This window comes from Arthrobacter sp. TMN-49, from assembly GCF_054511095.1.
The window spans coordinates 30,059-55,025 of the sequence record NZ_JBTNDH010000013.1; the positions used below are offsets into that span (position 1 = coordinate 30,059).

Genomic DNA, 24,967 nt, shown 5'->3' on the forward strand with positions numbered 1-24,967 from the left:
CGCGCGAATACACGGTGGACAATCACCGAAAGGCTCGATATTCCGACCCTTAGGGGACCAGCTCCGGACCCAACGAACAAGACGGCTGTGGTTCTCAGAAGAGTCGATCGAAGCGGGAAACTATGAACTGGGCTGGCAGGTGGTCCGGCACTCGCCTAGGGTGGGAGGTGGACGAAAGGAGCACTTCATGAAGAAAATCCTCATGGTACTGACCAGCGTTTCCGAGATCGGCAACACGGAAGAGAAGACCGGCTACAACGTGGGCGAGGCTGCCCACCCTTGGAAGGTCTTCAAGGATTCCGGGCATTTCGTTGATTTCGCGTCTATTAAGGGTGGCCAGCCCCCGCGCGACGTGGTGGACTCGGAAGATCCCATCCAGGTGGCTTTCACGGAAGACGAGACCACGCGCGCCGGTCTCTACAACACCGCCCGTGTCGACGTCGTTGATCCCGACCAGTACGACGCCGTCTACCTCGTGGGAGGCCACGGCGCCATGTGGGACTTCCCGGACAGCGAAGGCTTGCAGAACTTGGTGGCCAGCGTCTACAACGCCGGCGGCTTGGTTGGCGCTGTCTGCCACGGACCCGCAGGCTTGCTGAACGTTCAATTGAAGAACGGGCTGCACCTGGTCCAGGGCCGGAATGTGGCTGCCTTCACCAACGACGAGGAGGCTGCCGTAGGGAAGGACAAGGTCATTCCGTTCTTCCTCGCGGACCGGCTTGTCGAACAGGGCGCGACTCACCTCTTTGCCGACGTCTTTGAGGAAAAGGTCGTGGTCGACGGCCGACTGGTGACTGGCCAGAACCCGGCCTCGGCCGCCGGTGTGGCTAAAGAGATGGAAAAACTCTTCGCTGAGGTCATCCACCAGGAAAAGGCTGAGGAGCAACACGAGGCAGAGGCTCTGCGCGCAGAGCACGACGCAGAGAAGAACGCCAAGAGGAAGGCTGCGGCAGCAGCAGAGCACTAACACCAACACCGCCGTGAACCTGATGGTCGCCCCGAAGACGGGGCGGCCATCAGGCGTCTTTTCTGACAAGCTCGCACCTCGGAGTGTCAAGGGCGTCGGCTATGTTTTCAGTACTGGCTGTTGCTTTCTCGGGGCCCTGCCCGCCGTGCAGAAATCTCGCCTCCGTTCCCGCCGATCATCAACTGTTCGGACGTCGAGTAAACGGAGCAGGAACAAAGAAGCGACCGCTCTCGGTTCGGCCTAGAGTGGATCTCACAAAGCAGATTCTTGAGAGGAACCGACCATGAACACCACGTTCAGCAAAGAGGAAAAGGCCGCAATGCGAGCGGCAGCGGCAGAAGCCAAGGCCGCGAAGCAGGGTGCCGACCTAGAAGCAGCATGCGTCGCTGCGATCGCCGAAATGACGGGTACGGACAAGGAACTGGCCGAGACCCTGCACCAGCTCGTCAAGAAACACACCACCTTGGCACCCAAGACTTGGTACGGCATGCCGGCTTACACAAATGCTGACGGCAAGGTGGTGGTGTTCTTCCAAGGTGCCGCAAAGTTCAAGACGCGGTACGCCACCATTGGATTTCAAGAGGACGCAAACCTCGACGACGGAAACTTCTGGCCAAGCTCCTACGCCGTGACAACACTGACCGCCGCTGATCAGAAGCGGCTGGTGGAGCTGCTACGCAAAGCCGTTAGCTGAGCACAGTTCCCGTCGCTGTCTTTATCATCAACGCGATGTTCTCGCGCACGTGCGTCGACGGGTTCTCGCCGCTTCCCGAATGCTGCCTGAGCACGTGCCTTCTAGGGTTCCTTGGCGAGTTCACCTGATAGAAAGCGCCCGCGCCAGCGGGTGGAAGACGCACCGTCGTGTGAGGGGTGGGCGCTGACCGGTCAGCGAAAAAGCCAGGCGTATGCTGGCCTCATGAGACCACTGCGCTATTCAATCAACGTCACATTGGACGGTTGCTGCGATCACCGTGTAATGCCCGCAGACGAAGAGTTGCATCGTCACGCCGCGAAGAACCTCGCCCAGGCCGATGCCCTCCTCTTTGGCCGGGTAACGTACGCCATGATGGAGGCCGCCTGGCGGCCGCAGAGGCGGACCGAAGTTTTCCCTGATTGGACGGATTCCTTCGCCCGGACGATCGACGAGGCCAAGAAGTATGTCGTTTCCAGCACCCTGGACAGGGTCGATTGGAACGCGGAGCTGGTGCGCGGAGATTTGGAGACAGCCGTTCGGGAGCTGAAGGAAGCACCGGGTCAGGGATTGTTCGTCGGTGGTGTGAAGCTCCCGCTGAGGTTGGCGGAGCTGGGATTGATCGACGAGTACGAGTTCGTGGTGCATCCAGTGCTGGTCGGTCACGGGCCTACTTTGTTTGCTGGGTTGTCGAAGCGTGTCGAGCTGAAGCTCGTGAGCCGGCTGGAGTTCAACTCGGGGGCCGTGGCAATGCGATACGAGCCCAAAAAATAGCCCGAAACGGCCTGCGCGATGAACCGGGCCGTTCAGTGTGTGCTTGCGATGCTGGCGCCAGTTCAATGTACTTCCGGATTGTTGCCCGTCGCGTCGGATTGGGACTGGCGCGGCAGAGCGCGCAGCGCAGTGCGGACATTCTTGTGGAGAAGGGCTGGGCAGAGTATCTGGAGAACCCTCGTCACCAGAGAGCCAAGCTTCTCCAGCCGACCATCGCCGGTCGAGGGTCGCTCATGCGGTTGCGTCACGCGCAGCACCAATGGGCGGATGCGGTGGGGCAAGCCGTCGGCGAGAGTGAGCTACTGGCTGTGCGGTCAACTATTCAATAGTTTGTCGTGACAGCGGAGTCCTGGCCCTTTAGGGCCGAGAGGAGCGTGCCCGGCGTTTACGTTGGTCGTTTTTGGTTCAGGATGTAGTCCTTGACGACGGATAGCGGGGACCCTCCTGCTGATCCTGCGTAGGAGGAGGGTGACCAGGAGTGTCCGCCCCAAAGGAATTTTCGGATGTGTCCAGGATATTCCTTACGGAGCATCCTGGATGAAACGCCTTTGAGGGAGTTCACGAGCTTGGAGAGTTCCACGGTGGGCGGTTAGTTGATCGCATCATCGAGGCCTCCCGAGCCTCCCGAGGAGAGCCGCTGCCGATCCTGGATGAGGGTCAAGGCTGAGATGAGTACCTGTGGACGCTCAAGCTGGCGAACGCCTCGTAGGAGGTCTTGCCCAGACCATCGAGGCTGAACTGCGTGGACTATGGTGGTGGCATGTCCAGTCGTCTAGCAGTGATTGTCATTGATGCCATCCGCCCGCAGCTTGTGGCCGACTTTTGGTGTGCAGTCCTCGGTTGGCGGGTGGTTGATGAGGACGTGGACGGTTTCAGCATCGCGCCGCCGGATCAGAGCTGGCCATCCATCGACGTCTTAGCGGTGCCCGAGGGTAAGGCTGTCAAGAACCGGCTGCACTTCGATCTGAGGGCCGACGGCGTATCCACCGCCGAGGAGCTCGCTCGCCTGTTGGCCCTTGGTGCGCGGCGGACCGACGTGGGTCAGGGCCCGGACGTCAGCTGGGTGGTCCTGAGCGATCCAGAAGGCAACGAGTTCTGCCTGCTGTCCGAATCCGTCCAAGACCTCGAAAAGCGGGAGGAAATGCGGTGCTGATAGACGTTGACTGCTGACGATGGGTCTTGAGCTCGTAACGTGCTCTGGCGTAGGTTCATGTTGCCCTGCTGGTGCCGCGGATCGCGTCAGTGGATGACGCTTTGCTGCCACCGGTTTCAGTCCTGCAGTGACATTCTCAATCGTTCAACGCCGTCGGTCGCTTCGGGTAGCAGGGCCATCCATTGTGGCGTGGTCGCCAGGTTCCCTAGCATGTTGGCCAGGTGGTTCCGTGATGCCGGCTGATAGCGGAAGCCGCGAAGGTCGCGTGCCGCTACGGCCGTGGCCAGGGTGAGGAAGTCTGTGACGTGCCGTTCGCGGCCGGGGTCATCCATGATCTCCAGAGCAGCGGCCTTGCCGATCAGGGTGCCCATGAATGAGGGGCGGTTCACTTTACCTAAGGACGCCCCGGCCTCGCCGAGGCCGGCTACGACTTTCGCCTCGTTCTCGGCGAGGGCGGCCACAGCCCCAACCATGGCGGTGTCTTGCTTCCAAATGCGCTCCGCTGGCTGTGGCGATAGCATCCCAAGCATGTGCGGACCGGTGGAGCGCACCGATAAGCTCGCGCAAGTTCTCCCCGCTGGAGGTTCCGTAGATGGGGCTGCGAGGACCGCCAAGCGAAGCTGCGATTTTGCCGCCAAATGAAGTTGAAAGTCACACACGAAACCCGTCGTTCTAACTGCGTCACTGTTTTACCCGTAACTTCGGGACTAGTGACACTCACGTGCGCGAATGAGGGGAGCGGAGGTAGTCGAATGACCACCCGTTACCTTGTCACTCAACTCCGGCGAAATAGCCGCCAAACCCTGCCGGCGCCGATGAAGGCAAGCGCAGCCAGTGCCAGGGGGAACCACAGCGCGGCGTTGCCGCTCCAGCCAATTCCAATCCCGTCGGCCGTGGAGAATGCCATGACGTCCACAAATATGAAGTGTGCGTGGAATTCCCCGCCCGCCTGCTGTGCAACCGCAAGCATGCCCAGGGCGTACGTGCAGGAGAACAACCAATACACCATGAGCGTAAGAATCGCTGCTGCCACCCCGGCAGTCCACAAGACACGCGTTCTCGGTGTGCCTTCGGCATAGCTGGCCGCCAACTCACGGGGAGGTCCGAGCCCCGCAATCACGTCCTGCGGCGGGCCCATTTCGGATTCGGCATCAATGCTGTTGCGCAGATCCCTAAGAATTCCTGTGCGACGGCGGCCGGGGACCTTTCCGTCAAGGTAGAGATCCACCGTGAACAAGTACCATTCTCGCCGCGCTACATGGCCCAATCCGCGCCTACCTGGCTTGCTCGGTTCTCCTGATTCCTGCTGCGCCTGGCCGGAATGCTCCGCGCCAAGTGCATGGTGGCCCGAATTCATGGCTTGCTCCGTTCCGTAGGGTGCTCTGTGATGTCCCCGTGGGAGGCGAGGCCACGCTCGGCCACCTCCGCAATATCCCGCCACCTTCGCGCCGCATCAACCCGGGCCAGCTGACCTTGCCCGGTCAACAGGTAGTACTTTCTGGCCGGTCCCGATGGCGACTTTTGGGTGTAGCTGGTCAGCAACCCATCACGCTCAAAGCGGCTGAGCACGGGGTACACGGCGCCCGTTGCAAGGCCTGCCAGTCCCAGGGCTCGCAGGCGTTCGACCAAGTCATAACCGTACGATTCCCGCTCACCCAACAACGTAAGAATTAGCATGGGCAACACGCCGCGCAGCAGCTGCGGGTCGTGTGGTTCGAAAAAGCTGTCCATGTCGGTAGTCTGCCACAACTAATACTCACTGACTAATAGCTGGCGCATGATGAACAGTAAACTGATCCAATGTGGGGCTGGGTCAGGTGCTCAGCCAGCTGACAAGGAGTGTGGTGGTGGAAATTCTTGAATTCTCCAATGCAAGCAAATGGGAATCCTGGCTGACCGAGCACCACGACAAGCCGGCGGAAGCGTGGCTGCGGATCGGCAAAAAACACGCCGCCATCGAGCTGATTTCCATTGGCGACGCCGCCGAGGTCGGCTTGTGTTGGGGCTGGATTGACGGTCAACGCAAAGCCTATGATCAGGAGTCCTTTCTCCAGCGCTACTCGCGTCGGCGGGCCAGGAGTTCGTGGTCCCAAGTGAACGTGCAAAAAGTCGAGGCGTTGATAGCTGCCGGGCGTATGCGGCCTGCCGGCCTTGTAGAGATCGACGCCGCCAAGGCCGACGGTCGGTGGGAGGCAGCTTACGAATCACAACGAACAGCCGACGATCCGGCGGAACTAACTGCCGCCCTGGACAGCAACCACGTGGCCCGTGCAGCCTTTGAGTGCCTTGGAAAAACCGAACGTTACCTGCTGATATTGCCGCTACTCAAGTCCGCCACGAAAGAGTCCCGGGCGAAGGCCCTGGCCCGAATCCTGAGCCAATTGGGCACCTAATCCGTGCCGTCGGTGATCCGAATTCGAAGGGAACAAAAGTCGGCTGCGGCACGCGTCAGCACATCCATCTTCGGGTCCGCCACCGCCAAGGGTGCAAGCCGGGGCAGCTTTGCGTACTGGCGCAGGGCCGGGACCGTTAAGGCTGATTCCACCAGTTGCTTGTCGCCGCCGGTGGCCAGGTATTCAAAGCTGTGACCGCCCCAGATGCGGGCAGCCTCCTGCGCGGTACGTTCAGCCACAGCAGCACCCGCATCCCCGCCGCGTGACCGTGCCGAGGCACTGCCCACTTTGTGGGCCAGCAGCTTTCCGGCCGCGGCAACGCCCACGGCAAACCCGCCCCGGCGGGCCAACAGGATCCCGACCCGACGTTCCTGCGCAGCCACTGACACCAACCGCTCCAACAGATCTGTGCCGCGGCCGGGACGTCCGTCGTCCGGCCACGGCGCGCCCAGCAGAGCGGCCGCACCGTCGCGCATGCGCAACCGCACGCCGTCGTCCGTGTCTTCGAGGAGGGCCACACCACCGTGGGCGGCAGAAAACCGCTCCACCCAACCGGGCATGCGGGCGGCGGAGACAAAAGCTGTGCGGGTTGCGGTGTTCACGCAGCAAGACTACCGGGGGATAGCCTAGAGGGGTGAGTGACCTATTTAGCAGCGCGCAAGACGGCGACGACGACACGGACGACGCCGGATCCCTCACCGTAGGGAGCGGCACCAGCGCCCAGACGGCGCGCCCCCGCAGCCCCCTGGCGGTCCGCATGCGCCCGCGCAGCCTTGATGAAGTAGTCGGCCAGCAGCACCTGCTGGGTCCTGGCTCGCCCCTGCAAATGTTGGCAGCCGGTGGCGGTGCCGGCGGTCCGGCAGGGCCCGCCTCCGTCATGTTGTGGGGACCTCCCGGCACCGGAAAAACCACCCTGGCACATGTGATTGCTCGCGGCCCGGGGCGCAAATTCGTGGAACTTTCAGCCATCACCGCCGGTGTGAAGGATGTTCGCCGGGTCATGGACCAGGCGTTGACCGACAGGGATCTGCACGGGCGCACTACAGTGCTGTTCCTGGATGAGATTCACCGTTTCAACAAGGCCCAGCAGGACGCCCTGCTGCCCGGGGTGGAAAACCGGTGGGTGGTGTTGATCGCGGCCACCACCGAGAACCCCTCATTTTCGGTGGTCGCACCGCTGCTCTCACGCTCCATTCTGCTGACCCTTCAGCCGCTGACGAACGCCGACATCCACGGGCTGCTGGGGCGGGCCATTGCCGACCCGCGCGGCCTGGACGGGCTTGTCACAGTCACACAGGAAGCCATGGACCACCTGGTGAGGCTGGCCAGCGGCGATGCCCGCCGGGCGCTGACCACCCTGGAGGCCGCGGCAGGTGTTGCGCTGTCAGAACTCGAAGGCACCATGCTAGAAGATGCGGACGGCCCGGTGGTGGTTGACTTGGCCATTGCCGAGCGCGCCATCGATGCCGCCGCCGTGCGCTATGACAGGGCAGGGGATCAGCACTATGACATCATCAGCGCGTTCATTAAATCAGTGCGAGGCTCCGATGTGGACGCCGCGCTGCACTACTTGGCACGCATGCTCGAGGCGGGGGAGGACCCCCGCTTCATCAGCCGGCGCATCATGATCTCCGCCGCCGAGGATGTTGGCATGGCCGATCCCACAGCCCTGCAGACAGCTGTTGCGGCGGCCCAGGCCGTGGCACTCATTGGCATGCCCGAGGCGCGCATTATCCTGGCCGAAGCTGTGGTCCATGTGGCGACGGCACCCAAATCAAACGCCGCCTACCTGGGCATCAACGCGGCCATTGCCGATGTGCGCGCCGGCAGGGGAACCATGGTTCCGATGCCGCTGCGCGACGCCCACTACTCGGGGTCCGCCGGGTTGGGGCACGGCAAGGGCTACCGTTATGCCCACGACGCCCCCCATTCCATCGCCACCCAGCAATACCCGCCGGATGACCTGGTGGGCCGCAACTACTACGTCCCGACGTCGAACGGGCATGAGCGCGACCTTGGCACCCGCGTCGCACGGCTGCGGGAGATTATTCGCGGCACCGAACCAGGGCCCAAACGTTAGAGTACTGTCCGTGACCGGCCGCGTTGGGCAGACACGGCGCGCTGACACGGCTGCGCACCAACGTGTGCGCAAAGCCTGAAGTGGTAGAGTTGATGCTGCACTGGCAAGCCTTGGCTCCATGCACAACATCACTGCTGAATAAGTAGCGTATCTTCGCGCCCTTTCACGAACTTGTTGCGCATGCCCAGGTGCTGCAGCGATGGGTTGCAATAGCCCCAACTCTCCACAATGGAGGCCAGGACAAACACTTATTGCAAATATTGGAAGGACACAAGTGGCTAACAACACACGTGCCCGCCGTCAGGCCCGCCTTTCGCGAGCCCTCGGCATTGCTCTGACTCCCAAGGCAGCCAAGTACCTGGAGCGCCGCCCGTACGGCCCCGGTGAGCATGGCCGCGCCCGCAAGAAGCAGGACAGCGACTACGCGGTACGCTTGCGCGAAAAGCAGCGTCTGCGCGCCCAGTACGGCATCCGCGAAGCACAGATGACCCGTGCCTTCGAAGAAGCCAAGCACACCAAGGGCATGACCGGTCAGAACCTGGTTGAGATCTTGGAAACCCGTTTGGACGCTTTGGTTCTCCGTGCCGGCTTCGCCCGCACCACGGCCCAGGCTCGCCAGCTGGTTGTGCACCGCCACATCATGGTTGACGGCGCCCGCGTGGACCGCCCGTCATTCCGCGTTGCCGAGGGTCAGCTGATCCACGTGCACCCGCGCAGCCAGTCGATGGCGCCCTTGCAGCTTGCTGCAGCCGGCGCTCACCGCGACGTGCTCCCCGCCGTCCCGGCCTACTTGGATGTGAAGCTGGAGAGCCTTCAGGCCCGCCTGGTTCGCAAGCCCAAGCGTGTTGAGGTTCCCGTAACCTGTGAAGAGCAGCTGGTTGTTGAATTCTACTCACGCTAAATCTCTTTAGCGCCAGTAGAGCTTTCGATCAACGGTAGCTTGAAACACAAAACAGCCCGCGGCACGCGCCGCGGGCTGTTTTGTAGCCAAAGCACCTTTACTCTTCGGTAGGGTACTTATGAGCGAAACTTACGTCCACGAGCAAGGAATTGAGGCAGCCCTCCATGAGTGGTGGTGATATTGCAGGATTGATAGCGGCAGGCGTCTTTGCCGTCCTAGTCGCGATACTGGCCGTACCAATTCTGAAATTGGGCAAAGTCTTTGATGAAATGCGCGTCACCATCAAGGAAATTAGTGATGGCACGACCCCGCTCATCGATGAGGTCACGGCCACTGTGGCCACCACCAACACGGCGCTGGGCAAGGTGGATGGGATTTCCAACAACGTCTCAGACGCCACAGCCAATATTTCTGCCCTCTCGGCGTTGATAGCGGCCACCATCGGCTCCCCGCTGATCAAGGTGGCAGCATTTTCCTACGGTGTGCGTCAAGCCTTTGCCGGCCGGAGTAGACCAAAACGCGGCAAGCGCAGCCGCTAAAGAAGCCATCGAAGGAATAACTCATGAAGAAGATCTTTTGGCTCGGGGTGGGCATCACCATCGGCGTGGTTGCCGCCCGCAAGATTTCCGCGGCTCGGGGCGCTCTGGGGCCCGCCGGCCTCAACCGCGCGGTGGGCCGTGTCAGTGACTCGATTCACGACTTTGCCGACGCACTGCGTGAGAACATGAATGAGCGTGAATCGGACCTGCGTGTGGCGCTGGGCGTTGACCAGGCCAGCGGCTCCGAACGCCACTGACCACCATTCACGCACGCAACAAATAGCAGTACATTTTTGCCCGCTAGAACTATTGAAGGAGCCACCAGGCTAATGAAATCGCACGACATTGCACGCCGCTGGGTAGATTTTTTCGCCAGCAAGTCACACACCCCCGTGCCCTCAGCCTCACTGGTGTCCTCCGACCCGTCACTGTTGTTCACAGTTGCCGGCATGGTTCCCTTCATCCCCTACCTGACAGCCCGTGAAGTTCCCCCATTCAAGCGGGCCACGAGTGTTCAGAAGTGCATCCGCACCGGCGACATTGACGAGGTGGGCAAGACTGTCCGCCACGGTACGTTCTTCCAGATGTGCGGCAACTTCTCCTTTGGCGACTACTTCAAGGAAAGCGCCATCAGCTACGCATGGGAGCTGCTGACAAGCCCGCTCGACCAGGGCGGCTACGGACTGCCGGCCGAGAAGCTGTGGGTGACCGTCTACCTCGACGACGAGGAGGCGCTGGAAATCTGGCGCGACAAAATCGGTGTCCCCGCTGATCGCATCCAAAAAATGGGCAAGGCAGATAACTACTGGTCAACGGGCCAGCCCGGCCCGGCAGGCCCCTGTTCGGAAATCTTCTACGACCGCGGCCCGGAATACGGCATCGACGGCGGCCCGGCCGCTGATGACACCCGCTACATTGAAATCTGGAACCTGGTGTTCATGCAGTTCCAGCGCGGCGAGGGAACGGGCAAGGACAACTTTGAGATTCTGGGCGAACTGCCCAAGAAGAATATTGACACCGGTCTAGGCCTGGAGCGGTTGGCCATGATTCTCCAGGGTGTGGAGAACATGTACGAGACCGACCAGGTCCGTCCCGTGCTGGACAAGGCGGCCGAGCTGGCCGGCAAGAACTACACCTCCACCGAGGACCCCCAAGACCCGCACCACACTGATGACGTGCGCCTGCGTGTTGTTGCAGACCATATCCGGTCAGCCCTGATGCTGATTTCCGACGGCGTCTCACCCTCCAACGAAGGCCGCGGCTACGTGCTGCGCCGCCTGATCCGCCGGGCTGTTCGGGCCATGCGGCTGCTGGGTGTGGAAACTGCTGTGCTGCCCGATCTGCTGCCTGTCTCCCGCGACGCCATGAAGGGCGCCTACCCCGAGGTTGAGACAGACTTTGCCCGGATTGCCCGGATCGCCTACGCCGAGGAAAAGTCCTTCCTGCGCACCATTGTCAGCGGCACAGCACGCCTGGAAGAAGCCGTCAAGGAATCACAGGCCGCCAAGACCAACCTTTCAGCTGCCGAGGCTTTCGCCCTGCACGACACCTACGGGTTCCCCATCGACCTGACCTTGGAGATGGCCGGCGAAGCCGGTCTGGCAGTGGATGAGAGCGGCTTCCGCGCCCTCATGCTGGAGCAGCGCCAACGCGCCCAGCAGGATGCCAAGGCCAAGAAGAGCGGCCACGCCGATCTGTCGGTCTTCCACGAACTGCTGGCCAAGGGCGAAACTGTCTTCACCGGCTACACCGAACTGGAAAGTGCTGGCCGGGTACGCTCCATCCTCTCCAACGGCGCGCCCGTTTCCTTCGCCACCACCGGCCAGGAAGTCTCCCTCGTGTTGGATGAGACGCCCTTCTACGCTGAAGCGGGCGGCCAGGCCGCCGACACCGGTTTGATCACCGGTGACGGCTTCGTGGTGGAGGTCCTTGACGTCCAGCGCCCCATCAAGGGCTTGAGCGTCCACCAGGCCATTGTCCGTGAAGGCGAACTGCCCACCGACGCCCTGGTGCGCGCCGCCGTCGACCGTGAACGCCGCCACGCAGGCGAGCAGGCCCACACTGGCACGCACATTGTGCACGCGGCCCTGCACCAGATCCTCGGCCCGGAAGCGTTGCAGCGCGGCTCGTACAACAAGGCCGGCTACCTGCGTTTTGACTTCTCCTGGGGTGAGGGCCTGAGCCCGGCCACCCGCTCGGAAATTGAAGAAGTGGCCAATATCGCCATCCGCAACAACTACCGGGTGGACACCAAGGTCATGGACCTTGACGCGGCCAAGGCGCTGGGCGCCACAGCGCTGTTCGGTGAAAACTACGGCGCGCAGGTGCGTGTTGTGGAGATCGACGGCGCGTGGTCGCGTGAACTGTGCGGTGGCACCCATGTGGAAAACACCTCACGCATTGGGTCGCTGACCCTGCTGGGGGAGCAGTCGGTGGGTTCGGGAAACCGCCGTGTGGAAGCCTTTGTGGGGATGGACGCGTTCCGTCACCTGGCCGCCGAGCGTGCACTGGTCACCTCCCTCTCGGACATGCTCAAGGTTCCCACCAACCTCCTGCCGGAGCGTGTGGCGGCCACCTTGGCCAAGCTGAAAGCGGCCGAGAAGGAGCTGGAGCGCCTCCGCAAGGAACAGCTCAGCGCGGCCGCCGCCACCTTGGCAGGCACCTTCGAGGACGTCAACGGTGTGCGTGTCATCGTGCACGACGCCGGTGACGTCAGTGGCGCCGATGACCTCCGCGGCCTGGCGCTGGATCTGCGCGACCGCCTCGGCTCGGCACCGTCCACCATTGCCGTTGCCGGTGCCAGCAACGGGCGCCCCATCATTCTGGTTCTCACCAATGAGGGCGCCCGCGAGGCAGGTATCAAGGCAGGGAACCTGGTGAAGCTGGCATCGGGGATCCTCGGCGGCGGGGGCGGCGGGAAGCCGGACATGGCCCAGGGTGGCGGCAGCGACGTCAACGCCATCGGCGCTGCACTGGCTGCCGTCAGTGACGCCGTGAAGAACCGGTCATAGGGTTACGGTGCCGGAGAACACTTACCCGCAAGGGGTCAAACTTGGCGTGGACGTTGGTATGGTTCGGGTAGGTTTGGCCCTGTGCGACCCCGACGGGATCCTCGCGACACCCGTGAAGACGTTGAGCCGGGACCTGAAGAAGAACAGTGACATCAAGGTCCTTGTCAAGGAGACGGCAGCACGCGGCGTTTGCCAGATCTTTGTGGGGCTGCCGCGGACCATGAAGGGCGAAGAAAAGGCTTCGGCACAGATGGCACGCAGCTATGCCAAACTGTTGGTGCAGGCACTCGCGGAGGCCGAATTGCCGGTCCCGGTGATGCTGGTGGATGAGCGGCTGACAACCGTCAGTGCACACAACGCCCTGCACAGCGCTGGTGTGAGTAGCCGTGAACACCGTAAAGTAGTAGATCAAGTCGCTGCTGTTGAAATATTGCAACATGCTATAGATATGCAAAAAACGCGCAAGGCCAACGTTGGTGAACAGGTGCGCGTACATCAGCCGAGCGTTGTGGGGACCGCCGGTGAATCTGAACACGAAGAGGTTTCCACCATTTCCACGCAAAGCTGTGTGCCGGATGAAACGATATCCACGCCATGAATAATCTTTTCCCCGACCACACACAGGCCCCTCACGACGAAGCCGAGCAGCTTTGGGAGCACCAGCATGCCGCCGAAGAGCACGCCGCCGAACACCCTGCGCCACCAGCGTTTGCGGACCATCAGGAAGCCCTGCCCTCGCGCAGGAGCAGCCGTGTGTCCAAGCGGGTCCGCAAACGGCGCCGCAGCCTGATCTTCTTGATCATTTTGGTCATGTTCGCAGCCGTGGTGTACTTTGCCGTGCAAGCTGTCAAGCCCATGCTCGGTGGCTTCACGGTGGCCGACTACCCCGGCCCGGGCACAGGCACCGTGCAGATTGTGGTGCCCGAAGGTGCCACCGGACGAACCGTTGCCAGCGATCTTAAGACTAAGGACGTTGTGGCCAGTGAGCAGGCGTTCCTGGATGCTTTGACGTCAGCTGACGGTTCCGGTGCCTTGCAGCCTGGAAACTTTGCGTTGAAGTCGCAGATGAAGGCCGCTGACGCAGTCACCATCCTGCTGGCCGTCAGTGTCGACAAGGTCCACTATGCGGCCGTGGCGCAAAACCTGCGCATCAATGACACGCTTGCGGTCCTGGCCAAGAGCACCGGCATTGCCCAGGAGGACTTCGAGGCGTTAGCCAAGCAGCCCAAGCTCTTTGGCCTGCCGCCACAGTCCAAGAATCTTGAGGGGTTCCTGGCACCGGGGGAGTACCGCTTCCCGATCGAGCTGGACGCTAAGGGTATTTTGACCCAGATGGTCACGGCCACCAAAAAGTCGCTCACCGACGCAGATATCAGCGATCCTGCTGAGCAGTACAGGGTGTTGACCATTGCCAGCATTATCGAATTTGAAGGCAACGAGGCAAACTACGCCAAGATCTCCGGTGCCATTGAGAACCGGATCAACAACGCGAACGGCGAAACCGGCGGCCGGCTCGAATCTGATGCCACGGTTGCCTACGGTTTGGGTCTGAAAACGTACAACCTCACTGCCGCCCAAAAAGCTGACAAGTCCAATCTGTACAACACCTTTGCCCTGCAGGGCCTGCCCGTGGGCCCCATCGGCTCACCAGGCAGCAAGGCCATTGAAGCAGCAGCACACCCCGAGGCGAACCCTTACTACTTCTGGGTGACAGTGGACTTGAAGACAGGTGAAACGCTGTACGCGGCCACCTTCGCCGAACACCAGGTTAACGTTGCCAAATACGTAGCATGGTGTGAGGCGAATGCGGGGGAGTGCAAATAATTGACTGAACCACGTCGCGGCGCGGTGCTGGGCCACCCCATTGGCCACTCCAAGTCACCGGCCCTGCACAACGCCGCCTACGCGGCCCTGGGCGCTGATCTGCTGTACACGGCCATTGATGTGGACGCGCCCAGCCTTGCGGGTTTCCTGGCTCAGGTGCGGGCGGAGAAGAACTGGTACGGGCTTTCCGTCACCATGCCGCTGAAAAACGTGGCAGTGGCCCTGATGGATGAGCTCACAGCCACCGCCGAAGCGGTGGGTGCCGTCAACACCATTGTGTGCACGCAAACACCCGCCGGTGACACGCACCTGCGCGGGGACAACACGGATGTGACGGGCCTAGTCAATGCCCTGCGCCACGCCGGCGTGAAGGAGCACCCACGCGCGGCCATCCTCGGTGGTGGCGGCACGGCCGTCTCAGCGGTGGCGGCGTTGGTCCACCTGGACGCCAGCGAGATCACTGTTTTTGTGCGCAGCCTGGCCAAGGGGGCGCAACTGCTGGCTGTTGCGGAGAAACTCGGCGGTTCGGTTTCGCTTGAGCTCTTTGATGGTGCGGCCAACGCACTGGCGGGGTTCGACGTCGTAATTTCCACCCTGCCGCCGCATGGCGCCGATGAACTGGCCCAGACCTTTGCCGGTCAGGGAGCCACAGTGGCGGCAGGACTGTTGCTCGACGCCGCCTACGACCCCTGGCCCAGTGCGCTGGCACAGGCCTGGGCGCAGGCTGGCGGTGGCGTGGTGGCCGGAATTGAGATGCTTTTGTATCAGGGCGTGGAACAAGTCAAGCTGTTTACAGTCGCTGGAGGGTACAGCGCGCTGGACGCAGAACAAGTAGGGGACGTCATCGATGTGATGTGCGACGCAATCGGCGTCCACAGGCGGGATCCCCACGAGCAGAACATGGCAGGATAGAGAGTATGTTGCGTTGGTTGACCGCCGGAGAATCACATGGCCCGGCTCTCGTGGGAATTATTGAAGGCGTGCCTGCCGGTGTGGAGCTCACCAGCGCCCACATCCGGGACGCCCTTGCCCGGCGTCGTCTGGGCTACGGCCGGGGCGCGCGGATGAAGTTTGAACAGGACGTGGTGACCATTTTGGGTGGTGTCCGGCACGGGCTCACCCAGGGCGGCCCCGTCGCCATCCAAATTGCCAACTCAGAGTGGCCCAAGTGGGAGCAGATCATGTCCGCTGACCCCGTGGACGCCGCCGAGCTTGACGGCCAGGCCCGCAACGCGCCCTTGACGCGCCCGCGCCCCGGCCATGCCGACTTCACCGGCATGCAGAAGTACGCGTTCAGTGAGGCCCGCCCCGTTTTGGAGCGTGCCAGCGCCCGCGAAACAGCCACCCGTGTGGCCCTGGGTGTTGTCGCCGCCCAGATCCTGGCAGCCGTGGGTGTTGAACTGCTCAGCCACACTGTCCAGATTGCCGCTGTCGCCTCCCCGGAGGACGCCGCACTGCCAATATTTTCAGACGTTGCAGCCTTGGACGCCGATCCGCTGCGCTGCTTTGACGCTGCCACCTCCGCCGCCATGGTGGCCGAAGTTGACACGGCCCAGAAGCAGGGCGAAACCCTTGGCGGCGTCGTGGAAGTTCTGGCCTACAACCTGCCCCCGGGGTTGGGCAGCTACGTGCACTGGGACCGCCGCCTTGACTCCCGCCTGGCCGGGGCCCTGATGGGTATCCAAGCCATCAAGGGTGTTGAAGTCGGTGACGGTTTCGCCACAGCGGCCCGCAGGGGATCTGCTGCCCATGATGAGATTGTGCGCGACGCCGACGGCCGAATCATCCGCACCTCCAACCGCGCAGGCGGCATCGAGGGCGGCATGAGCATTGGTGACGTGCTGCGCGTGCGTGCGGCCATGAAGCCCATCGCCACCGTGCCGCGCGCCTTGAAGACCATCGACGTTGCCACGGGCGAGCCCGCCAAGGCACACCACCAGCGTTCGGACGTGTGCGCCGTGCCGGCAGCAGGCGTTGTGGCCGAGGCCATGACGGCTCTGGTGCTGGCGGAGGCGCTCGTGGAGAAGTTCGGCGGGGACTCCATTGCCGAGACCAAGCGCAACATGGACAGCTACCTTGCAGCGATTCCGGCGAATCTGGACACGCTGGCGCACTGATGGAAGTTGGCAAGGATCCGGGCGCGGCACAGCGCTTCACACCGCACCGGCCCATTGTCATGATCGGCCCCATGGCCGTCGGAAAATCCGTGATCGGGGCCGAACTGGCCCGCGTTCTTGGCGTGGAGTTCATTGACTCCGACCACAAAATTGTGGCCAAGCACGGCCCCATTCCGCGAATATTTGATGCCCGGGGCGAGCACCATTTTCGTCAGCTGGAGGCGCGGGCCATTGCCGAGGTTTTGGATTCCCCACAGCCCAAACCTGTGGTGTTGTCACTCGGTGGCGGGGCGGTGCTGGATTCTGGCACCCAACAGTTGTTGGCCCGTGCCACAGTCGTTTTCCTCAACGGAGACGTCGAGACGGTCCGGGAGCGCATCCTGCGCAACACCGGCCGGCCCCTGTTGGCAGCTGATCCGGTGGCCGCCTGGCAGCATCTGGCACGCCTGCGCGGCCCCGTGTACGCCCGCCTGGCAAGCATTACTCTTGACGTGAGCAACTCCAATGTGCCGCAGCTTGTTGCGCGGCTGGTCGATCTGCTGGAAGCAGAATCAAGGAAAGAGAAATCCGCACCGTGAATACCGAAAACGTAGCCGCAACCCCCAACACCGTCATCAAGGTCACGGGTGCATTGCCCGGCGAGAATTACGACGTCGTGGTGGGCCGTGGGCTCTTGTCCCAGCTTCCGGCACTGCTCGGGGAGCGCGTAAAGAAAGTTCTGGTCATTCACCCGCGGGCGCTGCGCCTGACCGGTGACACTGTTCGCGACGATCTGGAAGCCGCCGGCTTCACCACGCTCACGGCCGAAATCCCCGACGCCGAAGAAGGCAAGCACATCCAGGTGGCGGCCTTCTGCTGGCAGGTGCTGGGGCAGAACGACTTCACCCGCTCCGACGCGATCGTGGCCGTGGGTGGTGGCGCTGTCACCGACGTGGCCGGTTTTGTGGCGGCCACCTGGTTGCGCGGTGTCAAGGTCGTTCACATGCCCACGTCCCTGCTGGGAATGGTGGACGCTTCCGTGGGTGGCAAGACAGGCATCAACACGGCCGAGGGCAAGAACCTGGTGGGTGCCTTCCACCCGCCCGCCGGCGTCCTGGTGGACCTGGACACCCTTGACACGTTGCCGCCCAACGAACTGATCTCCGGCATGGCTGAAGTCATCAAGTGCGGTTTCATTGCCGACCCCGTGATCTTGGATTTGATCGAGGCGAACCCGGACGCCGTCAAGGACCCGCACTCACCGATTTTGCGTGAACTTGTCGAACGCGCCATCGCCGTCAAGGCCAAGGTGGTCTCCGCTGACCTGAAGGAATCGGGCCTGCGTGAAATCCTCAACTACGGCCACACCCTGGGCCACGCCATCGAACTGACCGAGCGTTACTCGTGGCGCCACGGTGCGGCCGTTTCCGTTGGCATGATGTTTGCCGCTGAACTGGCCCGCAGCGTTGGCCGCCTCAGCGATGCCGATGCCGACCGGCACAGGAGCATCCTTGCGCAGTTGGGGCTGCCCCTGAGCTACCGCAAGGACCGCTGGCAGGCCCTGCTGGATGCCATGCGCCGGGACAAGAAAACCCGCGGTGACCTGCTGCGCTTTGTGGTGCTCGACGGCGTGGGCCGCCCCGGCATCTTGGACGTCCCGGACACGTCGCTGCTGTTCGCCGCCTACCAAGAAATAGCTTCATAAATTGGGTTTGAAGGATTGGCCCTCAGCCGGTTTTCCGGGTACCGCGCTTAACCCTGAGACGTTGCTGCCGGAAGTTGTGGATGAGGCTGCCTGCACGGAGGCGCTCAAGCTTTCCGACGATGCCGGCGACGCCATCTTTGTCTTGTTGGCCCGCGGACTGACCTCCGAGGCTGCCGAAGCGGTGGCGCATGCGCGGTTGGCGGACCCCGCATCCATCAGGTTGCAGGTGCTGGACGCCGAAGTGCTGCGTGCCTCCCATCATTTCGTCAGGGCTGAAAAGCTGTTGAAGGCTCTTTTGCCCGAGGTGAGCACCACGCCATTGGAGCCGTGGGTGTTTCATCAGCTCGGGAAGGTGTACTTCGGCAACGGCCAATTCGTGGCTGCCGCCCAAAAGTTTGCCACAGCGTTGGAGCTGCGGGTAGCGTCAGGGGCGGATGCCGCGGCCATCTACTCCTCGACAGTGTCGCTGAAACGGGCCCTGGATCTTGCCGAACGGGCCGAGGACTACAAGTAAAGAAGTTTGCTGAGTCGGGGCGTGCGTCATGGTGGCGAGGATCATGCGGCGCCGCGCGGCTGAGTGCGGTAATATGGTCAATGGATTTTTGATATCACTTATACATAAGAGGCTACTGTGGCAACAACTAATGACATTAAGAACGGCACTGTCCTCAAGCTTGAGGGTCAACTGTGGAACATCATTGAGTTCCAGCACGTCAAGCCCGGCAAAGGTGGCGCGTTTGTTCGCACCAAGATGCGCAATATCCTCTCCGGAAAGGTTGTTGACAAGACGTTCAACGCCGGCCTGAAGATTGAGACGGCAGTTGTTGACCGCTCCGACTACCAGTACCTGTACCAGGACGGCGAAGACTTCGTCTTCATGGACAACCAAAACTTTGACCAGCTGACTGTTTCGGCCAAGACTGTTGGCGACGCCACCAACTTCATGCTCGAAAACCTCAACGTCACCATCGCCTTGCACGAAGGCAACCCGCTGTACATCGAACTGCCCCCGTCGGTTCAGCTGCGCATCACCTACACCGAGCCTGGCCTGCAGGGAGACCGTTCCTCCGCCGGCACCAAGCCCGCCACAGTGGAAACCGGCTACGAGATCCAGGTTCCGTTGTTCGTTGAGAACAACACGCTTGTCAAGGTTGACACGCGTGACGGAAGCTACCAGGGACGTGTCAGCGAGTAGTGGCAAGCCCCCAGATTAGCCCCACAGGCAAACCAAATTCGGCGCGTAGCAAGGCTCGCCGCCGCGCCTTGGACATTTTGTTCGAGGCAGAGCAGCGTGAAGTGACCGCCATGTCGGCGATGACTGCCCGCCGCGAAAAGACTGATCAGATCATCAACCTGTACACGGTTGACTTGGTTGAGGGCGTCACCGCCATGGCTGAGAGCATCGATGAGTTCCTGCAGACGTATTCGCAGGGCTGGACGCTTGAGCGCATGCCCGCCGTAGATCGAATCATCTTGCGCATCGGCACCTGGGAGCTGCTGTACAACGACGACGTCCCCGACGCTGTCGCTGTCAGCGAAGCCGTTGAACTGGCCAAGATGCTCTCCACGAATGAGTCACCGCAGTTTGTCAACGGCCTGTTGGGCCGTTTGCAGCAGATCAAGCCAACACTCCTGGCTTAATCCCTGCGCGTGCCCCCCCAAACTGACCCGCAGAAAACGCCGAAAATCGCGTCAAAGACGCGTATTTTCGCCGTTTTCTGCGGGTCAGTTTGGGTTGGGGGGTTAGTGGTGCGCCGGTTGGGCCTGTTGATGCTGCTGGGCCGCCCACACGGCATGGGCGTGACGGGCCAATAGCTCGTTGCGGACAGCTGTGATCTTCTCCAACAGCGTCAACTCCACCACCTGATCCGCCGCAATGCGTCGCGCCGCAGCGCTGCCGGGTGAGCCCTTGGCGTCCACCAGGAGCCGTTGCCGGGTGAAGGCCAACCGTGTCGCCAAACGAATGAACTCCTTCATGACAGGTCCGGCCGCAAAAGTCTTTGACCACGCCAGGGCACGACGGCGGCCGGCACCTGTTGCCAGCATCGGCACCTCGGGCGCGGTGAACCAGCCGGTCGGAACGTAGTCGGAGAGGCGCTTGCGCGTCAGCTTGGCTTCGGAGCGTCGCAGCCAGATGATGCCAAGAATGAACAGGATGAACAGGGGCACTTGCAACGCCCCGTACACCAGGAAGAAATTGCCGCCCAGGAACGCTGTGCCGTTCCACAAGCCATGCAACAGCATGGCCGGGACCAACCCCACCACCCACGCGCCCAGGACCATCAGCGTCCCGCCGTTGCGGGCGGCATAGCCTACACAGATTCCCAACGCTGCCGTGAACATGACGTGGGCGAACGGCGACATCAAACCGCGCATCACAAAGATCGCCACGAGTCCGCCGGCGGCGCCATCGGATTCCTGCAGTTCGTTGCCGAAGTACAGAATGTTCTCGGTGAAGGCGAAACCCGCTGCGATGATGCCCGCGTACACCACGCCGTCGATGGGACCGTCAAAGGTGCGTCGGCGCAGGAAGAACAGCAGGAGCAGGCCCGCGCCCTTGCAGATCTCCTCCACCAGCGGAGCCTGAATGACAGCACCCACCATGTCCGCGTCAGCCTCGGTGCCACCGGCCATGAGCAGCGGTTGCACCCAACTGCCCAGCACCAAGGTGGTGATGACTGCCATGCCGGCGCCCCAGCAGAAGCCAAGAATAAGAGCAGGAACGGGTTCGGGTTCCCACCTGTCAATCCAGATCAGGGTCAGCACGCAGATGGTGAGCGGAATCAGGGCCAGCAGGCCGCACATCAAGAAGATGCTCATGCCAAGGGAAAAGGCGAAGAACACCAGCGTCCCAACAGCAATCAGCCCAAACACGCACAGCAGGATGATGTTTGTCACTTTGACGCCGGTCCCGGCGGCTCGTTTCGGAGCCGCTGTGGGGGCGGGGTGGGCCCAATAGTCAGGGCGGTAGTTCAGCCCCGTACCGGGCCCCTGCCCCTGGGGCAGTGGGGGCTGGGCGTACTGTGGTTGTTGATTCGGGGCGCCTGCGGCGGGGTTCTGCCAGTGGCCGGGTTCACTCATAGTTCCCAGACTAGAGCCAGCCGCAGCGGCCAAGGAAGATGACGCGCTTAAAAGCGCAGCGGTGCCTTGGCGGCTCGGGGACGCGGACGGCTCTTGTGGTAGTTTTGCTTCTAAGCAATCAACCTTTTAATTCCGTCCTGTGAGGCGGGGAAAGGGGACGCGAGAAAATGAATAGCTCCTCTTCGGCTTTTGAGGAAGTTCACAACAGCTCAGCGCCGCTCAATGTGTCCCGCGTGGTCCTTACCGCAGCAGATATTGAACGGGCACTGACTCGTATCGCCTATGAAATTCTGGAAGCCAACAAGGGCTCAGCAAATTTGCTGTTGCTCGGTATCCCGCGACGCGGATATCCCTTGGCCCAGCGACTGGCCGCCAAACTGGCCGCCAGCGATCCGGCGATCGATCCGGCCGCCATCGTCGGCCAACTCGATGTCACCATGTTCCGGGACGATCTGGCCCGCCAACCCACCCGGGCGCCGCAACGCACGGAACTTCCTGTCTCCGGCATCGACGGCAAAACCATTGTGCTGGTTGATGACGTGCTGTACTCCGGGCGCACCATTCGCGCAGCCCTTGACGCCCTCGTTGATCTGGGCCGCCCCCGGGCAGTCCGCCTGGCCGTCCTGGTGGACAGGGGCCACAGGGAACTACCCATCCGGGCGGATCACGTGGGCAAGAACCTGCCCACCTCCTCGAGCGAAAAAGTGCGGGTGCACCTTGCCGAGATCGACGGCGTGAACGTCCCGGATGAAGTTGTCATTGAATCAGGACCAGTTGTTATTGAGGGCGGCGCATGAGGCATTTGTTGGGCACCGAGGCTCTCAGCCGTGAAAACGCCATCCAGATTTTGGACACAGCCCAGGAAATGGCCGCTGTGGGGGAGCGGGAAGTCAAAAAGCTCCCGGCACTGCGCGGACGCACGGTAGTCAACCTTTTCTTTGAAGACTCCACCCGCACCCGCATCTCCTTTGAAGCTGCAGCCAAACGCCTCTCGGCCGATGTCATCAATTTCAGCGCCAAGGGCTCCTCAGTATCCAAGGGTGAGTCCCTGAAGGACACGGCCCAAACCCTGCAGGCCATGGGGGCCGACGCCGTGGTCATCCGCCACTGGGCATCGGGCGCCCCGGCACGCCTGGCCAACTCGGGCTGGATCGACGCCGCAGTCATCAACGCCGGCGACGGCACCCACGCGCACCCCACCCAGGCCCTGCTGGACGCGTTCACCATGCGCGCCCATTGGGCCAAGCTCAGCGGCGCCTCCTCGGTGGGCGCTGACCTGGCCGGAATGCGCGTGGTGATTGCCGGAGACGTGCTGCACTCCCGCGTGGCCCGCTCCAATGTGTGGCTGCTGCGCACCCTCGGCGCCCACGTGACGCTCGTCGCGCCGCCCACCTTGCTGCCCATCGGCGTCGCACACTGGCCCTGCGAGGTCAGCTACGACCTGGACGCCACCCTGGAGGCCGGTGTGGACGCCGTCATGATGCTGCGCGTGCAGGCCGAACGCATGAACGCCTCCTTCTTCCCCTCGACCCGCGAGTACGCCCGCCGCTGGGGCTTTGATGACGCGCGGCTGGCGAAGCTGGATGCGCTCAATCTCAAGGACACCATCATCATGCACCCCGGCCCGATGAACCGCGGCCTGGAGATTTCCTCCGCGGCGGCGGATTCGCCCCGCTCAACGGTGCTGGACCAGGTCCGCAACGGTGTCTCGGTGCGCATGGCCACCCTGTACCTGCTCTTGTCAGGGGATCTGCGCGAAAACACCAGCCCTTCCCCAGCAGCTTCATCGTTAAACACAGTGCCGAACGCTAAGGACCACTCATGACTTCCTCCAGTTACTTGATTCGCGCAGCTTCCCTGCTGGGCAACACCACAGCTGACATTCTGGTTGCCGACGGCATGATCACCGCCGTCGGCGTGGATCTGAGCTCGGACATTGTTGGTGACGCCACAGTCATTGACGCCGCGGGGCTGGTGGCGCTGCCGGGCATGGTCGACCTGCACACCCACCTGCGCGAACCCGGCCGCGAAGACGCCGAAACCGTGGAGACCGGCACCCGTGCGGCCGCACTGGGCGGTTTCACGGCCGTCCACGCCATGGCCAACAGCTCACCCGTTGCCGACACGGCAGGCGTGGTGGAGCAGGTTTACTCACTCGGCCGCGAGTCTGGCTGGGTTGATGTTCGCCCCGTGGGTGCTGTCACAGTGGGCCTGGCCGGCAAGCAACTCGCCGAACTGGGTGCCATGGCTGATTCCAAGGCCCGGGTCCGCGTGTTCTCCGACGACGGCATCTGCGTCAGCGACCCCGTCATGATGCGCCGGGCGCTGGAGTACGTCAAGGCGTTCGACGGCGTGATTGCCCAGCATGCGCAAGAACCCCGCCTCACCGAAGGCGCGCAGATGAATGAAGGCGTGGTCTCCGCCGATCTGGGCCTGGCCGGCTGGCCCGCAGTTGCTGAGGAGTCCATCATCGCCCGCGATGTTTTGTTGGCACAGCACGTCGGCTCACGCCTGCACGTGTGCCACGTCTCCACGGCAGGTTCGGTGGAGATCATCCGCTGGGCCAAGGAACGCGGCATCTCCGTCACGGCCGAGGTCACCCCGCACCATTTGCTCCTCACCGAGGAACTGGTGCGCAGCTACAACCCGGTATACAAGGTCAACCCGCCGCTGCGTGCCGACGCCGACGTCCACGCACTCCGGGCAGCACTGGCCGATGGCACCATCGACATTGTGGGCACCGACCACGCCCCGCACCCCAGCGAAGCCAAGGAATGCGAATGGGCCTCGGCGGCCATGGGCATGACGGGCCTGGAAACTGCCCTGTCAGTGGTGGCCGAAACCATGATTGAAACCGGTCTGATGACGTGGGCGGACTTTGCCCGCGTCACCTCCACCACCCCGGCACAGATTGGCCAGCTGGCCGATCAGGGCCGGCCCCTGGAAGTGGGGGAACCCGCCAACATTGTGCTGGTGGACCCGGCAGCACGCTGGAACGTCGACCCGCACGCCATGGCCACGAAGGGACGCAATTCACCGTTCGCCGGGCTGGTGCTGCCGGGGAAGGTCATTGCCACGTTCTTCCACGGGCACCCCACAGTGCTTGAGGGCAAGCTGAACACCCCGTACATCCACGGAGCCAACTAGTGGATGAGCGTATCCTGCCGGGCATCCTGACTCTGCTCATTGTTGGCGTGGCCTTTGCCCTGATGTGGTGGGGCTGGCGCAACAAGCTCAAACGCCAGGGACATGTGGGCGAGCTGCCTGCCGTTCCGGCTGATTTGGGTGCAGCTCTGATCAGTGTGCCGGGCCAGTATGTTGTCACCACCAGTGCAGGGGACTGGCTTGACCGCCTGGCTGTGCACGGCCTGGGCATCAGGACCCCGGCCGTGGTGAACGTTTACAACACAGCTGTGGTTCTGGAGCGCAAGGGCGGGCAAAGCCTGTTCATTGCCGCGGCGGAACTCACAGACGTGGGGACCAAGGCCGGCATGGCCGGCAAGTTCGTTGAAAAAGACGGGCTCGTGGTCATCAGTTGGCGCCTGGCCGGCACCGAAGTGGATACAGGATTCCGCACAGCCGAAGCCGGGGCTAAGCGTCCACTACTGGAGGCGTTGGCGGCATTGTTGCCGCAGAGCCACGGCACCATGGCAGAGAATGATGTAGCAGAAGGACAAGGCACGCCATTGACTAAGGCACCTTTCGACGGCACAGAAACACCCGCCGCAGACAGCAACGGAAAGAACAATTGA

The 24,967-nt window shown here is 62.4% G+C and carries 30 protein-coding genes; 24 read left to right on the top strand and 6 right to left on the bottom strand.

Going from position 1 to position 24,967, the window contains the following annotated elements; all coding sequences use genetic code 11:
* The first annotated feature begins 187 nt into the window (after positions 1-187).
* The 4 genes from ACX80E_RS07750 (at position 188) to ACX80E_RS07765 (ending at position 2,761) form a co-directional block, all read left to right on the top strand.
* The gene (locus ACX80E_RS07750; RefSeq protein ID WP_459301347.1) at positions 188-967 is read left to right on the top strand and encodes a type 1 glutamine amidotransferase domain-containing protein; all 780 of its coding nucleotides are present in this window, start codon (positions 188-190) and stop codon (positions 965-967) included.
* A 283-nt stretch (positions 968-1,250) separates the two neighbouring features.
* Complete coding sequence (locus tag ACX80E_RS07755; protein ID WP_459301348.1) at positions 1,251-1,661, top strand: hypothetical protein; 411 nt, start codon at positions 1,251-1,253, stop codon at positions 1,659-1,661.
* 222 nt (positions 1,662-1,883) lie between these two features.
* Positions 1,884-2,432 (top strand): dihydrofolate reductase family protein, encoded by a 549-nt coding sequence (locus ACX80E_RS07760; protein ID WP_459301349.1) that lies wholly within the window; start codon positions 1,884-1,886, stop codon positions 2,430-2,432.
* Positions 2,433-2,497: 65 nt separating this feature from the next.
* Positions 2,498-2,761, top strand: coding sequence for a hypothetical protein (locus tag ACX80E_RS07765; RefSeq protein ID WP_459301350.1), 264 nt, complete (start codon positions 2,498-2,500; stop codon positions 2,759-2,761).
* A 56-nt stretch (positions 2,762-2,817) separates the two neighbouring features.
* Here the strand turns inward: ACX80E_RS07765 and ACX80E_RS07770 are convergent, their stop codons facing one another.
* Positions 2,818-3,012: a transposase gene (locus ACX80E_RS07770; RefSeq protein ID WP_459301351.1), complete on the bottom strand. Its 195-nt coding sequence runs from the start codon at positions 3,010-3,012 to the stop codon at positions 2,818-2,820.
* A gap of 180 nt (positions 3,013-3,192) precedes the next feature.
* Here ACX80E_RS07770 and ACX80E_RS07775 point away from each other — a divergent pair, with 180 nt between their 5' ends.
* Positions 3,193-3,585: a VOC family protein gene (locus tag ACX80E_RS07775; protein WP_459301352.1), complete on the top strand. Its 393-nt coding sequence runs from the start codon at positions 3,193-3,195 to the stop codon at positions 3,583-3,585.
* A 116-nt stretch (positions 3,586-3,701) separates the two neighbouring features.
* Here ACX80E_RS07775 and ACX80E_RS07780 read toward each other — a convergent pair whose 3' ends face one another.
* The 3 genes from ACX80E_RS07780 to ACX80E_RS07790 form a co-directional block, all read right to left on the bottom strand.
* Complete coding sequence (locus ACX80E_RS07780; protein WP_459301353.1) at positions 3,702-4,058, bottom strand: hypothetical protein; 357 nt, start codon at positions 4,056-4,058, stop codon at positions 3,702-3,704.
* A 302-nt stretch (positions 4,059-4,360) separates the two neighbouring features.
* Positions 4,361-4,942 (bottom strand): hypothetical protein, encoded by a 582-nt coding sequence (locus tag ACX80E_RS07785; RefSeq protein WP_459301354.1) that lies wholly within the window; start codon positions 4,940-4,942, stop codon positions 4,361-4,363.
* The gene (locus ACX80E_RS07790; protein ID WP_459301355.1) at positions 4,939-5,316 is read right to left on the bottom strand and encodes a PadR family transcriptional regulator; all 378 of its coding nucleotides are present in this window, start codon (positions 5,314-5,316) and stop codon (positions 4,939-4,941) included. The genes ACX80E_RS07785 and ACX80E_RS07790 overlap by 4 nt, the downstream gene beginning before the upstream one ends.
* A gap of 116 nt (positions 5,317-5,432) precedes the next feature.
* Between ACX80E_RS07790 and ACX80E_RS07795 the strand changes: the two genes are divergently transcribed.
* The gene (locus tag ACX80E_RS07795) at positions 5,433-5,978 is read left to right on the top strand and encodes a YdeI/OmpD-associated family protein (RefSeq protein WP_459301356.1); all 546 of its coding nucleotides are present in this window, start codon (positions 5,433-5,435) and stop codon (positions 5,976-5,978) included.
* On the opposite strand, the gene ACX80E_RS07800 is transcribed toward ACX80E_RS07795, so the two are convergent.
* Positions 5,975-6,580, bottom strand: coding sequence for an acVLRF1 family peptidyl-tRNA hydrolase (locus tag ACX80E_RS07800; protein ID WP_459301357.1), 606 nt, complete (start codon positions 6,578-6,580; stop codon positions 5,975-5,977). The genes ACX80E_RS07795 and ACX80E_RS07800 overlap by 4 nt on opposite strands.
* A 32-nt stretch (positions 6,581-6,612) precedes the next feature.
* On the opposite strand from ACX80E_RS07800, the gene ACX80E_RS07805 reads away from it, so the two are divergent.
* From ACX80E_RS07805 to nusB, 14 genes are all read left to right on the top strand, one after another.
* On the top strand, positions 6,613-8,058 hold the full coding sequence (locus ACX80E_RS07805; RefSeq protein ID WP_459301358.1) for a replication-associated recombination protein A: 1,446 nt from the start codon (positions 6,613-6,615) through the stop codon (positions 8,056-8,058).
* 274 nt (positions 8,059-8,332) lie between these two features.
* Positions 8,333-8,959, top strand: a complete 627-nt coding sequence (gene rpsD, locus ACX80E_RS07810; RefSeq protein ID WP_459301359.1) for a 30S ribosomal protein S4 — start codon at positions 8,333-8,335, stop codon at positions 8,957-8,959.
* Between the two features lie 164 nt (positions 8,960-9,123).
* A complete protein-coding gene (locus ACX80E_RS07815) occupies positions 9,124-9,498 on the top strand; it encodes a DUF948 domain-containing protein (protein WP_459301360.1) in 375 nt (124 codons plus the stop codon).
* 23 nt (positions 9,499-9,521) lie between these two features.
* Positions 9,522-9,755 (top strand): hypothetical protein, encoded by a 234-nt coding sequence (locus tag ACX80E_RS07820; protein ID WP_459301361.1) that lies wholly within the window; start codon positions 9,522-9,524, stop codon positions 9,753-9,755.
* 72 nt (positions 9,756-9,827) lie between these two features.
* A complete protein-coding gene (gene alaS / locus ACX80E_RS07825; RefSeq protein WP_459301362.1) occupies positions 9,828-12,509 on the top strand; it encodes an alanine--tRNA ligase in 2,682 nt (893 codons plus the stop codon).
* A 46-nt stretch (positions 12,510-12,555) separates the two neighbouring features.
* A complete protein-coding gene (ruvX, locus tag ACX80E_RS07830; protein WP_459301363.1) occupies positions 12,556-13,107 on the top strand; it encodes a Holliday junction resolvase RuvX in 552 nt (183 codons plus the stop codon).
* Entirely contained in the window at positions 13,104-14,333 is a 1,230-nt protein-coding gene (mltG, locus tag ACX80E_RS07835; RefSeq protein ID WP_459301364.1) for an endolytic transglycosylase MltG, read from the top strand. Before ruvX ends, mltG begins: the two co-directional genes overlap by 4 nt.
* Positions 14,334-15,245, top strand: a complete 912-nt coding sequence (locus ACX80E_RS07840; protein ID WP_459301365.1) for a shikimate dehydrogenase — start codon at positions 14,334-14,336, stop codon at positions 15,243-15,245.
* A gap of 5 nt (positions 15,246-15,250) precedes the next feature.
* On the top strand, positions 15,251-16,450 hold the full coding sequence (gene aroC, locus ACX80E_RS07845) for a chorismate synthase (RefSeq protein WP_459301366.1): 1,200 nt from the start codon (positions 15,251-15,253) through the stop codon (positions 16,448-16,450).
* Positions 16,450-17,028: a shikimate kinase gene (locus ACX80E_RS07850; RefSeq protein ID WP_459301367.1), complete on the top strand. Its 579-nt coding sequence runs from the start codon at positions 16,450-16,452 to the stop codon at positions 17,026-17,028. Before aroC ends, ACX80E_RS07850 begins: the two co-directional genes overlap by 1 nt.
* Positions 17,025-18,134 (top strand): 3-dehydroquinate synthase, encoded by a 1,110-nt coding sequence (gene aroB, locus ACX80E_RS07855; RefSeq protein ID WP_459301368.1) that lies wholly within the window; start codon positions 17,025-17,027, stop codon positions 18,132-18,134. Before ACX80E_RS07850 ends, aroB begins: the two co-directional genes overlap by 4 nt.
* Before the next feature lies 1 nt (position 18,135).
* A complete protein-coding gene (locus tag ACX80E_RS07860) occupies positions 18,136-18,648 on the top strand; it encodes a tetratricopeptide repeat protein (RefSeq protein WP_459301369.1) in 513 nt (170 codons plus the stop codon).
* 117 nt (positions 18,649-18,765) lie between these two features.
* Entirely contained in the window at positions 18,766-19,329 is a 564-nt protein-coding gene (efp, locus tag ACX80E_RS07865; protein ID WP_459301370.1) for an elongation factor P, read from the top strand.
* 14 nt (positions 19,330-19,343) lie between these two features.
* Positions 19,344-19,775 (top strand): transcription antitermination factor NusB, encoded by a 432-nt coding sequence (gene nusB / locus ACX80E_RS07870; RefSeq protein ID WP_459301412.1) that lies wholly within the window; start codon positions 19,344-19,346, stop codon positions 19,773-19,775.
* Positions 19,776-19,877: 102 nt separating this feature from the next.
* On the opposite strand, the gene ACX80E_RS07875 is transcribed toward nusB, so the two are convergent.
* Complete coding sequence (locus ACX80E_RS07875; RefSeq protein ID WP_459301371.1) at positions 19,878-21,215, bottom strand: PrsW family intramembrane metalloprotease; 1,338 nt, start codon at positions 21,213-21,215, stop codon at positions 19,878-19,880.
* A 167-nt stretch (positions 21,216-21,382) separates the two neighbouring features.
* Here ACX80E_RS07875 and pyrR point away from each other — a divergent pair, with 167 nt between their 5' ends.
* The 4 genes from pyrR to ACX80E_RS07895 are packed head-to-tail and all read left to right on the top strand — an operon-like array spanning position 21,383 to position 24,967.
* Positions 21,383-22,012, top strand: a complete 630-nt coding sequence (gene pyrR / locus ACX80E_RS07880) for a bifunctional pyr operon transcriptional regulator/uracil phosphoribosyltransferase PyrR (protein ID WP_459301372.1) — start codon at positions 21,383-21,385, stop codon at positions 22,010-22,012.
* A complete protein-coding gene (locus ACX80E_RS07885) occupies positions 22,009-23,040 on the top strand; it encodes an aspartate carbamoyltransferase catalytic subunit (RefSeq protein WP_459301373.1) in 1,032 nt (343 codons plus the stop codon). Before pyrR ends, ACX80E_RS07885 begins: the two co-directional genes overlap by 4 nt.
* On the top strand, positions 23,037-24,362 hold the full coding sequence (locus ACX80E_RS07890; RefSeq protein WP_459301374.1) for a dihydroorotase: 1,326 nt from the start codon (positions 23,037-23,039) through the stop codon (positions 24,360-24,362). Before ACX80E_RS07885 ends, ACX80E_RS07890 begins: the two co-directional genes overlap by 4 nt.
* On the top strand, positions 24,362-24,967 hold the full coding sequence (locus ACX80E_RS07895; protein WP_459301375.1) for a PH-like domain-containing protein: 606 nt from the start codon (positions 24,362-24,364) through the stop codon (positions 24,965-24,967). Before ACX80E_RS07890 ends, ACX80E_RS07895 begins: the two co-directional genes overlap by 1 nt.